Raw genomic sequence first — 16887 nt, forward strand, 5'->3', positions numbered from 1 at the left:
CCATGACCTTATCCAGAAGAGAATTTCTTATAAAGTCTTCAGCGGCAACTGCTGGGCTTGCAGCAGCTCCTTTAATGGGAACAACTCCACAGGCCAGGACTAATAATAAATTACCCAAATGGAGAGGGTTTAATTTGCTTGACTTTTTTTCTCCCGAAATGGAAAAAGGAAGGAAAAATCCGCCTGAATTCCTAAAATGGATGGCAGACTGGGGGTTTGATTTTGTAAGAATACCAGTATCCTATCCTTCATACCTCAGCTTTGATAGATCCAGACCTATTTTGGTAGATGAAGTACTTAATTTTGATGAGTCTAAGATCGAAGAAATTGATGCACTAATTGATATTGCCCATCAGCATAATCTACATGTAAGTCTGAATTTGCACAGAGCTCCTGGCTTTTGTATCAATGCAGGATTTGTGGAGCCCTTTAATCTCTGGAAAGACCAGGAGGCACTCGATGCCTTTTGTGCGCATTGGGAAATGTGGTCCAAAAGATACCGTGAAATAAGTTACCAGAAACTGAGCTTTGATTTGGTCAATGAACCATTTTTGAGGACCGATCCAAATGATCAGCTTTCACCGGGAGGACCGGTTCCTGTTGAAGACTACCACCGTGTTGCCAAAGCAGCTTTGGAAAGCATCAGGGAAGTGGATCCCAATAGATTGGTTATTGCCAACGGAAATGGAGGAGGTAGCATGGCAGTACCTGAGCTTTCAGATTTGGATCTAGGGCAAAGTTGCAGGGGTTATCACCCAATGATCATTTCCCATTACAAAGCACCATGGGTTTTTAGAGATCCTGAACAATTGCCTGAACCAAAATGGCCTGGAGAAATCAATGGGGTCTATCATGACCGTGCTATGGTGGCGCAACATTACGCACCTTGGATAGCAATGATGAAAAGTGGCGTTGGAGTACACTGTGGTGAATGTGGAGCCTATAACAAAACCCCTCATAATGTATTTTTAAAGTGGTTTGAAGATGTACTCGATGTATTGGATGAAAATGGTATTGGTTTTGGAATTTGGGAGTTTTCAGGTAGCTTTGGAATTCTTAATTCCGGAAGAACCGACGTGGAATATGAAAATTGGTACGGTCAGCAGTTGGACCGCAAATACCTGAATTTATTGATGAAATATGCCTGAATTGGATTAATTTTTTACCAACTTCCGCCTGCTCCACCACCACCAAAGGATCCCCCTCCAAAACCACCAAAGCTACCACCCCCAAAACCTCCGCCGCCAAAGCCCCCTTTACCTGATCGGAAATCTCCGTATTTTCCCCTTCCACTGCCTTTCAGCATATTGGCTAACATTATTGTCGTCCATAAATCTATACCACCGCCTTTTCCTCCCATATGGTTATTGTTGTCTTTTTTGTTTTTGATCAATGGTAAGATGACAAAAAGAAAAAGAAACAGTAAAAAGAATACCAGTCCTCCGCCCTGATTCCCAGACCCTGATACTTGCTTGGCCTTGTATTCACCAGAAGCCAGTTTAAAAATCATATCTGTTGATTTGTCCAATCCAAGATAGTATTGCCCCATTTTAAAATTGGGAACAATCAATTGGTCTACAATTCTTTTTGCCAAAATATCAGGAATGGCTCCTTCCATTCCATAACCTGTGGCAATAAAAACTTTTCTGTCATCCATTGCAGCGAGTATCAGTATCCCATTGTCCCTGTCTTTTTGTCCAATTCCCCATTGATCTCCCAGTTGAAAGGCATAATCACTAATATCATAAGGTCCAAGAGATTGGATCAAAACAATTGTCACTTGCGAAGAAGTAGAATCGTTGTATGCGATCAATTTATTTTCTAATTGTCGAACCTCATTGGCCGACAAGGTATTGGTAAAATCATTGACCAATTTTGGTGGTTTGGCAGGGGGAGGAAAATCTCCCTGGGCCCAAGCCATAAGGTTTATAAAAACTACAATGAGAAAGGAAATAAAGGGTATTTTATACATGAGGAATCAACCAAAAGAAATTTCATCAGGCAATTCGTTGGTATCGCCTTTATCATCATAGGGAAAATGGGCTTTGAGCTGCGCACCGCACATTTCAATCCCCTTGCACAAGCCTTCGGTAAATCTAGATTGCTTGAAGTCAAGGAGCATTTGATCTTTGATCTTCTCCCAGAAATTCTCCGGAACTACTTGATTGATGCCACAATCTCCCAATATGGCAAATTGATGGTCTTCCACAGCCAGGTAAAATAAAACAGCATTTCTATCTTTAGTTTTGTGCATTTTCAAAGTTTCGAAAACTTCTGCTGCCCGGTCCAATACATCAATTCCGCAGTGGTTTTCAATATGTACCTGGATTTCACCGGCGGTTTCCCTTTCTGCAAACTGTATGGCGGCAAGGATGCTCGCTTTATCGGCTTCCGAAAATAATTTCTCAGGCATAATTTCCATCAAAATTGTACACTGGGCGCAGTTTCCGCTCCTTGTGCTGCTTCAAAATATCCTTTTCTTTCAAACCCGTACCAACCTGCAAAGATGTTATTGGGGAAAGTTCTCAATTCAGCATTGTAAGACTGAACGGATTGGTTAAAGTTCCTCCTGGAAACTGCAATTCTGTTTTCTGTACCTTCAAGCTGGGCTTGTAATTCCAGAAAATTTTGGTTGGCCTTTAGGTCAGGATACCTTTCTACTGTTACCAATAACCTGCTCAAAGCTCCGCTCAATTGATCCTGTGCCTGTTGAAATTGGGCAAGATTTTCGGGGGAAAGGTTATTGGCATCAATATTTATGGATGTGGCTTTTGATCGGGCTTCAATCACCCCTGTCAAAGTTTCCTGCTCAAAATCCGCATAGCCTTTTACTGTATTCACAAGGTTGGGGATCAGATCTGCTCTTCTTTGATACTGTGTTTCTACCTCGGCCCAGGTACCATTAATACTCTCTTCATTCTGTACAAGCATATTGTACACTCCTACCGCCTTGACATAAACAAACAATCCAATCAAAGCGATAATTAAAATCGGAAATAGTGCTTTTTTCATAAATAAACCCAGGTTTTAAAATTTTACAAAATTTAATTTATCAAAATTGAATAGATCATTTTCTCCTATGGATATTCATATCATAGGTCTTAAGGTTTTTAAGGTAAATTTTGAATACAGTGCCTTTTCCAACGGCACTTTCTACTTTAAGGTTTCCATCATGTGCCCTGATTTGTTCCCTTACCAAATACAAGCCCAAACCTTTACCTTCTACATGTGAATGGAATCTTTGATACAGTCCAAATATCCTGTCACCATAACGGTCGAGGTCTATACCTATGCCATTATCTTCAAAAATAAGAACGATATAATTATTTTCAACATGCGTACTGATTTTGATTCTGGGGTTTCTTTCCGGATGCTTGTATTTGATGGCATTTGTCATCAAGTTGATCAAAAAGTTTTCCAAATGAGAATGAATGTAATTGATTTGCGGAGCTGCTGAAAAATCCTTTTCAATCACTGCTTTGGCATCATTCAGCTGTTTGGACAGGCTTTTTTCCACATTGGTAGTCAACTGTAGGAATTCAATATATTCAACTTTTGGGGCTTTGTTTTTTTTGATGGAAACTACCTCAATTAAATCTTCCAAGGTGCTGTTAAGAATGGAGGTGGAAGTTTTTAAATTATCAATCACCTCTTTATTTTCGGGGTTGTCCGGTTGGTTTTCATCATAAAGTTCAAGCAGAGAAGTAATGTTCACAATCGGGGCACGAAGGTTATGGGAAGTAATGTAGGCAAATCGCTGTAATTCTTCATTTTGGGATTTCAAGTCCCGGATCAGCTGTTCCCTTTCTTCTTCTGCCAATTTAGTTTCAGTGATGTTTTGGGTTACCAACAAGATTCTGTCAATTTTCCCATCATTATTTATCAACGGAACACCACTTTTCAGATAGAATTGTTCATTGATTATCACTTCAAACATCACGGACTCACCCATTAATACCTTATCCAGATGCTTTCTTAACTCGCTTGAGATATAGTTTCCATACTTGGAAAGATGGGGAGTACCTATGAGTTGGCGTGGGTTGATTCCCATATCTTTAAACTCTTTTCCTTCGGCATAGATGTAGATAAGATTTTTATCAAGTACTTCAACGGTACCTTTGGGAAAATTCTCTGCGATGCTTCTGAATAGCAATTCAGAGGAAACAAGTTTCTGTTCGTAATTGATCCTTACCATTTCTGCTCCAATCCTATCAGCCAGAATTTTAAGAAAGCTGGAAATGTTCAGGTTGTAAGGCCTTGGTTGATGGTCCATTAAGACTAAAATCCCCAATTTGACTTGATTGATATCCGTTATTGGCACACCAAAATAGGTGGCAATGTCCATGCCCGCAATGGTTTCATTTTCCGGATAAATGGATTTAGCATTGGAAAGAATAATATGGGGTTCGTTAGTTTTCAAACAATCCAAACAAGGCGTATTTTTCAGCTTGTATTCAAAAGCAGCGCCTTTTTTCCCATTTTTAAAATTTGAAATAACTTTCGCCTGTTTGAGTTCCTGATCCACCTCTGCGATAAAACAATGATACATCTGAAGCTTGTTGCTTAGGAATTTGGTAAGTTCATCAAAAAATGCCCTCCCACTAAGACGGGATGTTTTTTCGGTCAACTGCGAAATGATATTATGGATATATTGCTGGTCACTGATATCCTCCAAAATAGCTTGAAAAGTATTTCCCCCATCAATAGTCTTTGATGTCATCCGCAAATGGAAAAGTTTATTGTTGAAATGGCTGATATAAGGTCCCTCGTAAGTAGCATAACCATTTTTAAAACTGTCCTCATATGCTGCCCTTATTGGATTTTTTCCAAGAAAATGGAACAAATTCTTTCCTACCAGTAATTCTTTATTTTGAATATCAATTTTTTCAATAAGGCTTTTGTTCACTTCAAGGATAGTTCCTTTTTTATCATATTGTAAAATCGGCAGCGGGTTTTCTTCAAAAAGAGTTTTGTACCATTGCCAATTTTGTATGGACTCCAATTCTTTTTCTTTGGTATAGGTAAAATCCACAAAAATACCTGCCCAAATGGATTCGTTTTGGTATTGCTTCAGCTTATTGGAGGCTGCATAAATCCATTTTTCAGTTCCAATGGGTGTTTTGATCCTGAAATAAGCTTCAAACTTTTTGTCATTTATATAAGCTTCCTGGTCTAATTTAACCACCGAAGCCAGGTCTTCTGGGTGTATAAGGCTAGAAAGTGAATGCTCATCTTTAATAATTGCTTCCGGATCAAGTCCGGTAAGACCTCTACAGCCCTCACTCACAAAAAGGTATTTGTGGCTATGGTCCGGAAAGGCTTTCATAAGGTAAACCATCCCCGGCACTACTCCGGTAAGCTCGTCTAAAACCGATTTCTTTGCCAACAAGTCTTTTTCAATCTCTTTTAAGGCAGTTACATCCGAAATAACCCCAAGTAATAAACCACTCTTTTTATCTGCTTTGGTAATTTCTTCTTCTAAGAATACATAATGCCCGCTACTGTGAAGAAAACGATAGGTAAATTTACCTACCTTATCCAAATTGTTCCTGTAATAATGGAGATCTTCAGGATGTACCAGGTTTTCCCATTTCTCCCCAGTGATTTTTTCAAAATGCAGCTTGGGATAGCCTGTGATTTTTTCAATTGCCCCTGTCAAGAACAACTCATCTGCTTTGGACTCGAACTCGTAATAAATGAGGTCGGGGAGTTCTTCTTCAATATCCGATTCGATAGGACTATCCGAAATGGAATAAACCAACTCCAACAGGCAATAATGATCATTTAATGACCTTTTATAGAGGTATAAGTGCCTTGGGAAAATGGGTAAAATACCGGAATTTTTGTCCAAGAAAAAGTCTTGAATGCGGTCTGCTTGTAGGAATTCAAACTTTTTGGAAATAAATGACAACAAGTCCTTACTGGTTTTTAACTCTGGCTCATGCTTGATGCCTGTAAACAGCTGACCTGAAGTTTTGTGGACCAACCATGAAAATTTTACGTTGCTTTTCCACTCCAAAGGAGATATCAGCGCATTGATAAGATAAGAATTGTCTTCCTGGGAAATGACATAGCCTTCAATTTGCACAAATTGAAAAAGGCTTTTATTCAATACTATTGGACAGGAAAAACGCTCTCCTGTTCCCAATGAGATAAAGAAGTATTCAAAAAGATTTTTAGGTAAAGTCGGAAATAAGGAATTGAAAAAAGATTCTTGGTAAAATTTATCCCCAAAATTTAATAGGCTTCTGATTTCAGAGGATACATACAGAATTTCAAAAGAACCGTTCTCGTATTTTTTGAGCGTGAGTAGGATGTTCTGGAAATTAATGCTTGTAAAGCCTGACATGGGAGCAGCATCCAAAATGAATAAAACTTTAAAAAACCTCTGGTCTATTATTTTCAAAGATAATCATTCCTGCGCATATTTCGCTTATTCAAAGAAGAACTTTAAATTTTCCGATAAGGCTTTACATTTAAATTTGTCTTATCAAATTGAAACTGATTTCAATGATTTCAAAATCTTCCGGATTGTTACTGTGGTACCTTTTTAACTTAACTGTGATATTCCTTCCTTCTTCCGATCGGAAAAGTTTGATAAGATCAGAAAGCTCCCAAAAATCCACTGGTATTTTATTAATCTCCAAAAATTCATCATCCTTTAAAATTCCCACCTGTTCTGCAGCAGACCCTTTCCTTACACTGCCAACCACAAATCTTTTTTCGTTAGTGGGAAGCATTCTTGGGCTGATTCCACTCATGTCAAATTCGAAAGGATTACTAAAGGTATTGCCTTTTTTGAATAAAAACCGCTCCCTTTGGTAATCAAGGATGATTCTCGTTCGGCCCAGTAATTCTGAACCTATGCTACCCTGTCTTCCACTTTCTTTGATTACATAACTAAATTCTGTTTCTTCTGGAAAAGAAGTGATGATGTCATTAAACTTCAGACCCCCATAATTTAAAGATTTGACTCTTCCAACATAACCAAATAAATCACCTCCTAGAGAACGTCCCAAATCACTTTCTATGTATTTGGGAGGAAGCTGGATTTTTTCGGAAGTTTCCATATTTAATAGGAGCCCGTGATTGGCCCCTAAATCTATGAGCAATTTGCTGTCTACATCATCTCCCGACAATTGCTTCACTTTAGCATGTATGTAAGGCTTGCTGTTTTCTATTTTCATGGGCACTTTTCTAAAACCAAAAGGCCGCCATTTTAACCTTCCCATTTCGTAAAAAGTGATCAGTTCCTTGTCGTAATCAATTTTTACAGGATTGTATTTAAAAAACTCATATCCAATTACCCCAAATACTGGAATACCAATAACCATTTCCAGTTCAAAGAAATCATCGTCAAGTACCAATAAAGTCTGCAAAATACCCTCAATGCCACCCAAATCCATTTGGTTGCTGGGAGATACATTGGCCGTCAACACCGTTGTACCATCAGCACCCACTAGATCCAGTTTTCTTGTATAGGTCAATTCCAGCTGGTCCCCAATGGATTTACTGAAAAGAATGTTGGTTTTAACTCCAGTATCAATCAGAAAATTGACAGGTGGCCCATCATTGATGGATACAGGGACTATGATTAAATTGTTGGAAGCAATAAATGGTATTTCTAATTTTTTGGCAGGTTCCTTCATATAAAAACCAGGCACCTGGGCTATAGAAACCAAACAGGGTATTATCAAAAGAATACAGCTTGTTAGCAGTGAATTTTTGATCATTAAAGGCTATGATATTGAGTTGTGATGATTAATATAAGAATAAATTGATTCTCATTCACTTTGTTATACCGATAAGCAGCACTTCTTGTTGGAAATTAATCAAAATAATTTCTTTTCTTTAAAAATTATTGTTCTTTGACTCTTTGTAAACCTATATATTTTTGAAAACTTGTAAAAATCCTGCATATTTAATTTTTGATAAGTGTAATTATGGCAGAAAAATCAGTTGTAGATAAAGCAAAAAAGATTTTTGAAAACTACCTTGCTCGTCAAGGGAGCCGAAAAACCCCCGAAAGGTTTTCGGTTATAGATGAGCTGTATGCACTTCCCCAAGATGAACATATCGACGTTGAAGGACTCTTCTTGTTGATGAGAAATAAAGGGTATTCTATCAGCAGAGCAACAATTTATAATACACTGGATCTATTGGTGGAATGCGGACTCGCGGTAAAACACCAATTTAAAGACAAAGTAGCACTTTACGAGCAGGCTCTTACTTATAAACACCATGACCACCACGTCTGTAATCAGTGCAGAAAAATCAGGGAGTTTTCCGATGAAAGACTTAATCTTATCAAAGAGGCCATGGGAAGGGAGTTCCAATCTGCCATTACCAGCCATTCCTTGGTCCTTTATGGAGACTGCAAAATTCCCGATTGTGAAAATCTCCGCATTATTTGATGCGGAATATTTTTTTATAAACCGGTTTCCTATAAAGAAACTGAAGTAAAAGCACAGGATAAAGCAATAAAGTCAATAATGCAAAAGGTGCCTTGTAAGTTATTTCATCTTTAATGATGCTGTATTTACCTGCATTGATAATGCGGTGTTTGTGTCTCCATTCTTTAAGAAAAAATGGAAGCCTTCGACCTTCATCTATAAAATAAAACTCGTGCTCATTGGTCTCATCTTCTGTAATAACAGAAACCCATTGCTGTTTAAAAATAAGGAAATTCAATTCCAATATCACAGTATCACCTTTCGATGATCCATCGAAACGCAACAGTTTAACTGGAGGAAAAGGGGGGTTCAACTTCAAAAAAAGCGTTTCATTGAAGCCATCCTTAACATTCAGGTAATTTTCTTGTACTGGAGTAGCAATATTTATTTTCATAACCCCTTATATAAGCAATTCACTAAAATTTTGTTTGCATCCAAGTGAATCTTGTGCTAAGATAATGGTTTATTGGATGGAAAATTTGTTTTACATGCCCATAAACTTCCGGATATCCATTACAAGTTTTTCAAAATCCGGTCTGTGGTTGTACATCATGTGCCCTCCTTCATAATATGTCATTTCTACTCTTTCCTTTGGAATGTCATGCCGGGCAAAAGTATGCTCTGCATCTAAAAAGGGAGTAATCAAATCGTAGTAGCCATTGGCTACCATCACCCTCAGGTCTTTGTTTCTTCTCATAGACTCTCCAAGGCTTCTGGCAACATTGACATAGGATGGTTCCCAATAGGAACCTTCTGCCACAGGCCTCCAATTCCACTTTCCGCCGATAGTCCGGTTAGAAGTAAAGTAAGGTCTATCTATCTTTATTTTTAAAGTCCGGCTAAAATAATCGTTCAATGCTGCTGTGTATGCCGCATCAATGCCATAACTAGAAGGATCTCCAAGGGTAGGGCCTTCTGCAGCATGGTCGCCCTCTTCTCCAAGATACCTACTGTCCAAGGTTCCTATGGTTTTGCCCTCTTTTCTCAAAAGCTCTTTTTTGAAACGTGAGGTCAGTATGCGGTTATCTGACCGAAGAACATATTCCTTTTCCAGGCCTGTAAAGTAAGCAACCTTCTCTGCCAATACTTCTTTTTCAGATGTGGATAACTGATTGCCTTTGTACAATGCCGGCAGGTAATCCTGGTAAGAAAAAACCCGGGCTTCTTCCACAAAATCTTCTAAATCTTTTCCCTGTCCTGCTTTTCCATGATACCAAGCTGTGGCGGCCATCGTCGGAAAGTAAGTGAAATAAGAGCCAATGTTATCGTGTGTTGAAGTACTGCCCTGATAATCTAAGGCTTGGGAAATTAAAATAAGCCCATTCAAGGCCATTGCCTGACCTCCCCCCTCAAGCGCTGCTGTCACGGTAGCGGCACGGGTAGTGCCAAAACTCTCTCCAGCTATATATTTTGGAGATTGCCAACGTTGATTTTGGGTTATCCACAATCGGATAAATTGCGCAATTGAACTTGCATCTTCATTTAAACCCCAAAAATCTTCCACTTTCCCTTTGCCAATCACATGACTGTAACCTGTACCAACAGGATCAATAAAAACCAAATCCGTAATATCCAACAAAGCCAATTCATTGTTGATAACTTCAAAAGGTGCTGCCCCATCATCCGAATTGGCATCAGAATCAACCTTCACTACTTTTGGACCAAAGACCCCCATGTGCAACCAGACCGAGGCGGAACCGGGTCCACCATTGAAGATAAACAAAACCGGTCTTTTGGAAGCATCCGGATCATCTTTGATATAGGCCGTTGACCAAATGGCGGCAGTAGGGTCCCCATCCTTATTTTTCAGATGCGTTTCACCCGCAATCGCTTTATAATTGATATTCTTCCCATGAAAAGTCCCTTGATGGGAAGTTTCAAAAACTACCGGATCCGGGATCGGTTTTTCATTTTCCTGAGCGAATACTGATATATAACAAAGGAACAGCGCGAGGCTAGAATAGATTGCTTTCATAATGATTATTTTTAAAACCTTAAACTCGATAAATTCAATTCACACCAAGGTGCTTTCCCACTTATCACTTTTTACTATATCTCCACCTCCGCTTCAATTTCGACCAAATAACCTTTACCAACCAATTTGGCCTCTACCAAAGTGTTGGCAGGTTGAATATGGCCAAATCGCTGACCATGAGCTCTGGCTACAGGTTCCCAATCATTGATATTGTTTACAAAAATCCTCGTGCGTATCACATCCTCCAATTGACCGCCAAGGGAAACAATTGCCCCCTCTATTTTGTCCAGAACAAAATGTGCCTGTGCTTCAGGATCATTTCCTCCAATTAATCGATCCTTATGGGTGGCGGTGGTTCCAGATACAGATATTCTGTTTCCTTTTCTTACTGCCCGACAATAGCCTGCCATTGGTTCCCAAGGTGTACCACTGAAAACTTTGGTGCTTCCATTTGGTCCTACTATTGCCTCATGGGTTTTGGGCATTGTTTCCAAATGATGGCTCAAATCACCTGAAGCTGTCAAAAAAGGAGCTTTCCTGTATTCGTCTCCACAATCTCCGGGAATGGGAGACAATATTTTCTGAGCATTGTGGATAACTTTTAAATCTTCCGCATCTAACTCAAAATCAAATAGCCTGAGACTTTCATTTAGATGTGTACTTTGTCCTAATCTTGCGCCAATGATGATTCCTCCTACATAATCTTGATCCATAATGTATTTTGTGGCCACATTGGCAATAGATACCCTATGTTTTCTTGCAACCTTATCCAAAATTCGAAGCAGTTGCTGGAATTTTTCCCAACCACCAGCTGCATCAATGAATCTTTTGTACTTCATTTGTGACCAAGTGGCTCCATTTTTGGTATTGGGCTCTTCCTTTTCCAGCCATTTATTAGAAAGAAACCCACCGGTCAAAGTGCCAAAAGCCAATACTTTTACACCAAACTCCTTACAGACTTTTGCCATTTCCCCTCCTGCTCTCTGGTCTATGAGGGAATGCGATACCTGATTGCTTACGATCGGAATACCTGAAGTACAGGCTATGCGCAGATGTGCAGCATCGAAGTTGGTCAAACCCAAGTTTTTGATCAAACCTTCTTCTTTTAATTCATTTAGCCAAAATAACTGATCCAACCATATAGGATCCAGATAATTCCACGCATGGTATTGTAGTAATTCAAGACTTTCCGTCTGTAAACGCCGCAGTGAAAGTTCTACAGCGGCCCTAGTCGCTTCCTTGCTTGATTTTCCGGGTGTTGGAACCCATTTGGTAAGCATTTGGGCTTTTTCACCCAAAGTGTTTTTTTTCCGGAAAGTGCCGGCAATAATTTCAGCAGACCCATAATGATCGGCCATGTCGAAAGTACTCAGTCCGGCTTTGACATATGGCGCCATAAATTCTGATGTTATAACCGGGTCCAGAACCTTTCCGTCTTTCTCCATATCGGCTATCTGCCATAAACCTGTCAGCACACGGGAAATTTTTAATCCACCAGCCAGTTCGCTTTGAAGTTTTTTCATTTATCAGGGAAGTTTTTTGAACAAATTATCGGTATCTATGCCTGATTTCTTCATTTTTTTGTATTTGTAATAAAAGATCAGGGAGGCCAGAGCCATGACCAGAAGCCAGATAGGGGTGGAGTGAAAATACCAGGCACCAGCTTCTGTTTGAAGATCTTTCCAGGTATGGATAAATAAGAAAGCAAGCAAAACCAGGGCACCCATCCATCCTATAATTTTTCTCCCTAGTGCTGATGGAAAGATTTTTATTTCCTCGGAAAGCTTCGGATTTATTTTGGGAATACTGATCAATGTGATGCACATCAGCAAGAAGTTGACCATCATGGAGGTAACCATAATATCTATTCCCAAAAAGAAATCTCCTGCAAAATGACTTCCCAATATCCCAATGCTGGCCATCAACCCGCTCAAAATAACAGCTAAGTAGGGGGTATTGTACCTTTTATGTATTTTGGTAATACTTTTTGGAAAAATACCATCTTCTGCCCAAGCAAACATTAACCTGGAAACGGATAAAAGCATGGCAGGCAAATCGTTGATCAAAGCAATTGCCGCACCGGCCACAATAATAACGGTCAACCAGGAGGGTAATAAATAACCCAATAATCCTGGAGCGGTAATGTCTTTGTTCAGGGCCTCCTCTGCCACAAAGGACCAGGGCACTGTGCTGTAAACGGCCGCAGTAAAAAACAAGTAATACCCCCCAACAATTAATATGGTCAGACCAATTGCTAAGGGAAGCTTTTTTGTCGGGTCTTTGGCCTCACCGCCCGCCTGGGCAATACTGTCAAAACCAATAAAACTGGCAAATAGCAAGGCAGCAGCAGAAAGAAATGTAGGTAGGTGAAAAACGGCCTCAATATTTGGATCAATTATCCTATCTGTTTTTTCCTGAAGGGCAACAATAAAATCATTTTGCGAATAATTCAACCCTGCCACAATGACTACTGATCCCATCAAAAACATCAGGATCATCAGAGGAATGATGGTTTTTTCGTAAGATTTGGCACCCTTAATATTTATCCAGACGAAAAGCCATATCATGAAAAGTGCCAGTCCTACCCTTATGATCCCTATTTCCAGATTAGCGGCCATTTCAGGAAAGCCAAGGTTTTCCATAATATCCCTTAAAAAAGGTACGGTTACGTAAGCAACTACTCCAATGACGATTGATAAGCCAAACCATTGGGAAAAACTAGCTACAAATCCCAAATAAGGATTTAGCCCTCTACTTGCGTAGACATAACTTCCCCCTGCTCTTGGCATGGCTGTGGCCAACATGCTGTACGCCATCGCGGCAAGTAAAGCCGGGATTGCTGCAAAAACAAAAGCTGGCAAAACATAGGGACCAATTCCGGGCACATGCCTTTGGATCATGAAAGGAACCACATTGATGGATGCGCCCAACATGGAACAGACCCCTGTGGCGATAAGTCCCATCAGCCCTAATTGCCTGCTCAATGTCGTATTGCTCATCTTTTATTCAATTCAATGGAGCAAAATCTCACTATTTTTCATGATATCAAAACTCATTTTTTCGGGTTTGCCTTATTTGGGGATAAGCGTTAAAGAAAAAAACTTCATTCATGAAGCCCCAAGGTAGGTCTATTTTTCTTTTTAGGATTTAATTGTTTTTGAAAATAGATAATCACAGGTGTAAAAATGACTGTCGGCAATAGCCAGGCAATAAATACCGGATCGCTTTGCCAATTTTGAACCAAAAATGCCGTTACTGTGGCTATGAAAGCGCCCATCATCCTGCTGATATGCATTCTCAAAAACCAGACTTTGGGATAAGTTGACAATTTTGTTGAATTTTTGAGATCTCTTACCAACATACTCAAGAGGAACAATCCAAAAACTAAGAATACTATAGCAAATCCCCCGATCCTTCCCCATCCAATTTGCGTAAAGTACCAAGTAGGTACGATCAAGGTGATCAAACCAAGAACAACAAAGCAAAAATCAATTGGTCTGAATCTGGCCGGGGAGTTTTTTCTAAAAGTCAAAAACCTGACACCGGTTAAGGTCATATAGGTACTGAAGCCACCGATCATTAATAAAAACATGTTTCCTTTGGGAATGGCGATGCCGAAAGCTGTAAATCCTATCACAATCATGGACCAATAATATACGCTTCCACTTATATTATGTGTCGTCATTCCTTTTTTGGAGAAGATCGCGATTATTCCAGATAATAGAGCAAGTATGCCTGCGAAAATGTGGATAATTAAAAATGTTCGAAGAAAATTTTCCATGGGTTTTTTATTTCAAACTTAGCAACCATTGGATTATGAGGCAGAAAATAGGGCTGAGAGCACATTTTTAGGGGCGAATATCAAGCTGTTGATTCATCCATTCTGTGATGGCAGGGGCATATTTCCGTGATACAGGCACTGTCTCCACCGCATTTTCTAATTTCAAACGGTATCCTTGCGCGTTACCTTGGATATGCGATGCCTTGTGCATATTTACCATGTAGGAACGGTGGGTGCGCAAAATACCATGTGGATAAAATTCCTTTTCCAGGTTAGATAAGTTGTTTCGAATCAGCTTTTTATTAGGCTTAGTATTGACTACATAATTTACTTCTATGTAATTATCTGCTGCACTTATCCATAACAGTTGCTGTGGAGATAGGGAAAAGTTCTCTTCTTTATATTGAGAGGAAATGGTCAATTGGGCAGTTAAATTCTCCCTTGATTTGGACTGAAGGCTTGTATCCAGCGTTTGGGCTTCCCTTAGGTTTCTTTTGAGACTCTTTGTGTAATGAACAAAAATCAAGGTGACAATTGGAAAAATGCCTATCAAAACTGTGGCAAAAAACAAAAACAAAAAACCCATGATAGTTGGTCTAATGCCACCGATCCAAGAGGTATAATAGAAGTTTCCAATTGCGATCAATAGCAAAATGCTTAAGTTTTCAACAATTTCCTTGCCCGTCGTCCAGTCTTGTTCTCTGAAAAAATTTGGAAAAGCACGCATAATAACTTGCTGAAAAACCAAAATTGCAATAAAAGTGATTCCTCCATAAACACTGATCATCCAAGGTTTGTAAGAAGCAGGGATCTCCTCTAAGCCAAAAGGCTGGAAAATCAATAAAAATACGGCAATAAAGACTCCAATAGCAGATGCGAGCTTCAGGCTATCAATCCATGAAGCCAATTCAAATGGATAGGGTTGTTTAAAAAAATCCATCTTTTTCATCAATTGTAAACTTACAAAGAGTTTTTTCAAATTTTCATATTGATTGTGTGTGGGTTTTCAATTATAGATCTTGTATCCCTTATCCTGAACTTTAAATTTTGGAAATATTTGCTTATTTTTCGAACTAACTTAATTTAGAAATAAGCATTCTATACACGGATTGCTTCGTTTGGTACCTCAGCATTATGAAAGTTTCTTCGGAACAGCCTTTTCAGTTGATCTATTCTTTATTCAGCCATGAATATTTGGGCCTGCTTTTTGAATCTTTTGTCGTCCAATTAGATGAAAAGGGAAGGTTGTCTTTTGCCCATCAGAATATTTCAGCCATTAATGCTCCCGAATTTGCATCAGGGCTTGATGAAACAGACTATCAGCTTATCAAGTGGATGGATGAAATGCAGCAGGATGCCATCGTTAAGAAGTTTAATTCCAAAAAATTAAAGCCTAAAGAGTTCATTAGAAAGATTTACGATCCCAAAACAGAAAATAAAGCCATTCAGGAATTGATCGAAATCAAATTGGAAGGACTCAGGGCGAAAATTCTTGAAAATCTAAAGGGCAAAAAACTTTTTGAAATGGGTAACGATGGCAATCCCATTTGGAGGGAAATACAAATTATGCCTGAAAAAGCTTCCGTCCTTTTTCACTTTAGGAGGAATGAAGACAATACACACTATTTTCCAACCATCAAATATGCAGGAGAAAAACTGATTTGGCAGTATAAAAACGCCTATCTTATTTGTAATGAACCGGCTTGGCTGGTTGTCGATTACCAATTGTATAATTTTAAAAAAGGGGTAGACGGTAAAAAATTGCAGCCTTTTTTGAATAAAAAATTCATTGTCATTCCCAAAAAAGTAGAGGAACAATACTATAAAAAGTTTGTGACACAACTGGTTTCAGCTTTTGATGTATATGCAGTGGGTTTTGAAATCAATGTAGAAAAAAGCGAGCCCAAACCTATCCTTTCTCTTAGTGATTTGCAGGCAAACCCTAAAACTGATCTTTTTGGCAATCCTATTGAGGAAGAAGAGGAGGAAAAAATCGTCTTTGATCTTCATTTTCAGTATGGCCCCTATATTTTCCGTTCTGAAGATCACAGGCAAAACAATGTTGAATTAGAAAAAATTGAAGACAATTATATTTTTCACAAAGTTATTAGAGATCCTGAAAAGGAGAAGTTCTACGGGAACTTTCTTAAAGATCTGGGATTGCCTATAAAGTCGAGCCGGTTTACAATTTCCAAGTCCAAAGCCTTTGGTTGGATCAATAACCACCGGGAACAGCTAGAGGAAATAGGTATTTCCATTCAACAGGCGCATCATTTAAAAGGGAAAAAGTATTTTATTGGAAAAGCGCATATAGCAATAGAGGTAAAAGAAAATATAGATTGGTTTGATGTACATGCTGTCATCAAATTTGGACCTTATGAGATATCTTTTCAAAAGCTCAGAAAGCTTCTGATGCAGGGAAAATCCGAATTTGAATTGCCAAATGGGGAATTGGCGGTTATTCCACATGCCTGGTTTGTCAATTATTCTGAAATTTTTGCCTTTTTGGAGGAGCAGCAGGAGAACAAAGAAGAGGTACTGGTGCTTAAAAAGCACCACATAGCCCTTGCCCAGGAAATGCAGCAAGGCAATTTGTTGCAATTGACTTTAAGCAGAAAACTCGAAAAGTTAAAAGATTTTGGGCAGATTGAGGATTATGATTTACCATCAACGTTTAA

General features: G+C 39.0%; 13 protein-coding genes and 1 pseudogene. 3 read left to right on the top strand and 11 right to left on the bottom strand.

The genetic code is table 11. The annotated features are described in order from the left end of the window. Positions 1–1148, top strand: a 1148-nt coding sequence (locus tag QZT73_RS06125) for a cellulase family glycosylhydrolase (RefSeq protein ID WP_291779515.1), incomplete at its 5' end; no start/stop codon positions are given. A gap of 14 nt (positions 1149–1162) precedes the next feature. Here QZT73_RS06125 and QZT73_RS06130 read toward each other — a convergent pair. The 5 genes from QZT73_RS06130 to QZT73_RS06150 all read right to left on the bottom strand — a co-directional run bounded on the left by QZT73_RS06130 (position 1163) and on the right by QZT73_RS06150 (position 7697). Then, positions 1163–1921 carry a TPM domain-containing protein gene (locus tag QZT73_RS06130; RefSeq protein WP_291787181.1) on the bottom strand — a complete coding sequence of 253 codons (759 nt, stop codon included), beginning with the start codon at positions 1919–1921 and terminating at the stop codon, positions 1163–1165. Between the two features lie 57 nt (positions 1922–1978). Further along, a complete protein-coding gene (locus tag QZT73_RS06135) occupies positions 1979–2413 on the bottom strand; it encodes a TPM domain-containing protein (RefSeq protein ID WP_291779520.1) in 435 nt (144 codons plus the stop codon). A gap of 8 nt (positions 2414–2421) precedes the next feature. Next, a complete protein-coding gene (locus QZT73_RS06140; RefSeq protein ID WP_291779523.1) occupies positions 2422–3012 on the bottom strand; it encodes a LemA family protein in 591 nt (196 codons plus the stop codon). A gap of 55 nt (positions 3013–3067) precedes the next feature. Then, positions 3068–6406, bottom strand: coding sequence for a PAS domain-containing protein (locus QZT73_RS06145; protein ID WP_291787183.1), 3339 nt, complete (start codon positions 6404–6406; stop codon positions 3068–3070). Between the two features lie 70 nt (positions 6407–6476). After that, positions 6477–7697, bottom strand: coding sequence for an aspartyl protease family protein (locus QZT73_RS06150; protein WP_363331087.1), 1221 nt, complete (start codon positions 7695–7697; stop codon positions 6477–6479). A gap of 246 nt (positions 7698–7943) precedes the next feature. On the opposite strand from QZT73_RS06150, the gene QZT73_RS06155 reads away from it, so the two are divergent. Next, positions 7944–8414, top strand: a complete 471-nt coding sequence (locus QZT73_RS06155) for a transcriptional repressor (protein WP_291779529.1) — start codon at positions 7944–7946, stop codon at positions 8412–8414. Here QZT73_RS06155 and QZT73_RS06160 read toward each other — a convergent pair. The 6 genes from QZT73_RS06160 to QZT73_RS06185 form a co-directional block, all read right to left on the bottom strand. After that, on the bottom strand, positions 8407–8847 hold the full coding sequence (locus QZT73_RS06160) for a hypothetical protein (RefSeq protein WP_291779531.1): 441 nt from the start codon (positions 8845–8847) through the stop codon (positions 8407–8409). The genes QZT73_RS06155 and QZT73_RS06160 overlap by 8 nt on opposite strands. Before the next feature lie 90 nt (positions 8848–8937). After that, positions 8938–10428, bottom strand: coding sequence for a peptidase S10 (locus QZT73_RS06165; protein ID WP_291779533.1), 1491 nt, complete (start codon positions 10426–10428; stop codon positions 8938–8940). Between the two features lie 74 nt (positions 10429–10502). Next, entirely contained in the window at positions 10503–11951 is a 1449-nt protein-coding gene (locus QZT73_RS06170) for an aldo/keto reductase (RefSeq protein WP_291787189.1), read from the bottom strand. Positions 11952–11954: 3 nt separating this feature from the next. After that, on the bottom strand, positions 11955–13427 hold the full coding sequence (locus QZT73_RS06175; protein ID WP_291779538.1) for an APC family permease: 1473 nt from the start codon (positions 13425–13427) through the stop codon (positions 11955–11957). Between the two features lie 104 nt (positions 13428–13531). Next, a complete protein-coding gene (locus QZT73_RS06180) occupies positions 13532–14113 on the bottom strand; it encodes a hypothetical protein (protein ID WP_291787190.1) in 582 nt (193 codons plus the stop codon). Positions 14114–14276: 163 nt separating this feature from the next. Further along, positions 14277–15149, bottom strand: coding sequence for a LytTR family DNA-binding domain-containing protein (locus QZT73_RS06185; protein ID WP_291787193.1), 873 nt, complete (start codon positions 15147–15149; stop codon positions 14277–14279). A 194-nt stretch (positions 15150–15343) separates the two neighbouring features. On the opposite strand from QZT73_RS06185, the pseudogene QZT73_RS06190 reads away from it, so the two are divergent. Then, positions 15344–16887: pseudogene (locus QZT73_RS06190) on the top strand (ATP-dependent helicase); the annotation flags it as partial.

Origin of the sequence: Cecembia sp. (assembly GCF_007126775.1) — a bacterium.
Taxonomy (GTDB): domain Bacteria; phylum Bacteroidota; class Bacteroidia; order Cytophagales; family Cyclobacteriaceae; genus Cecembia.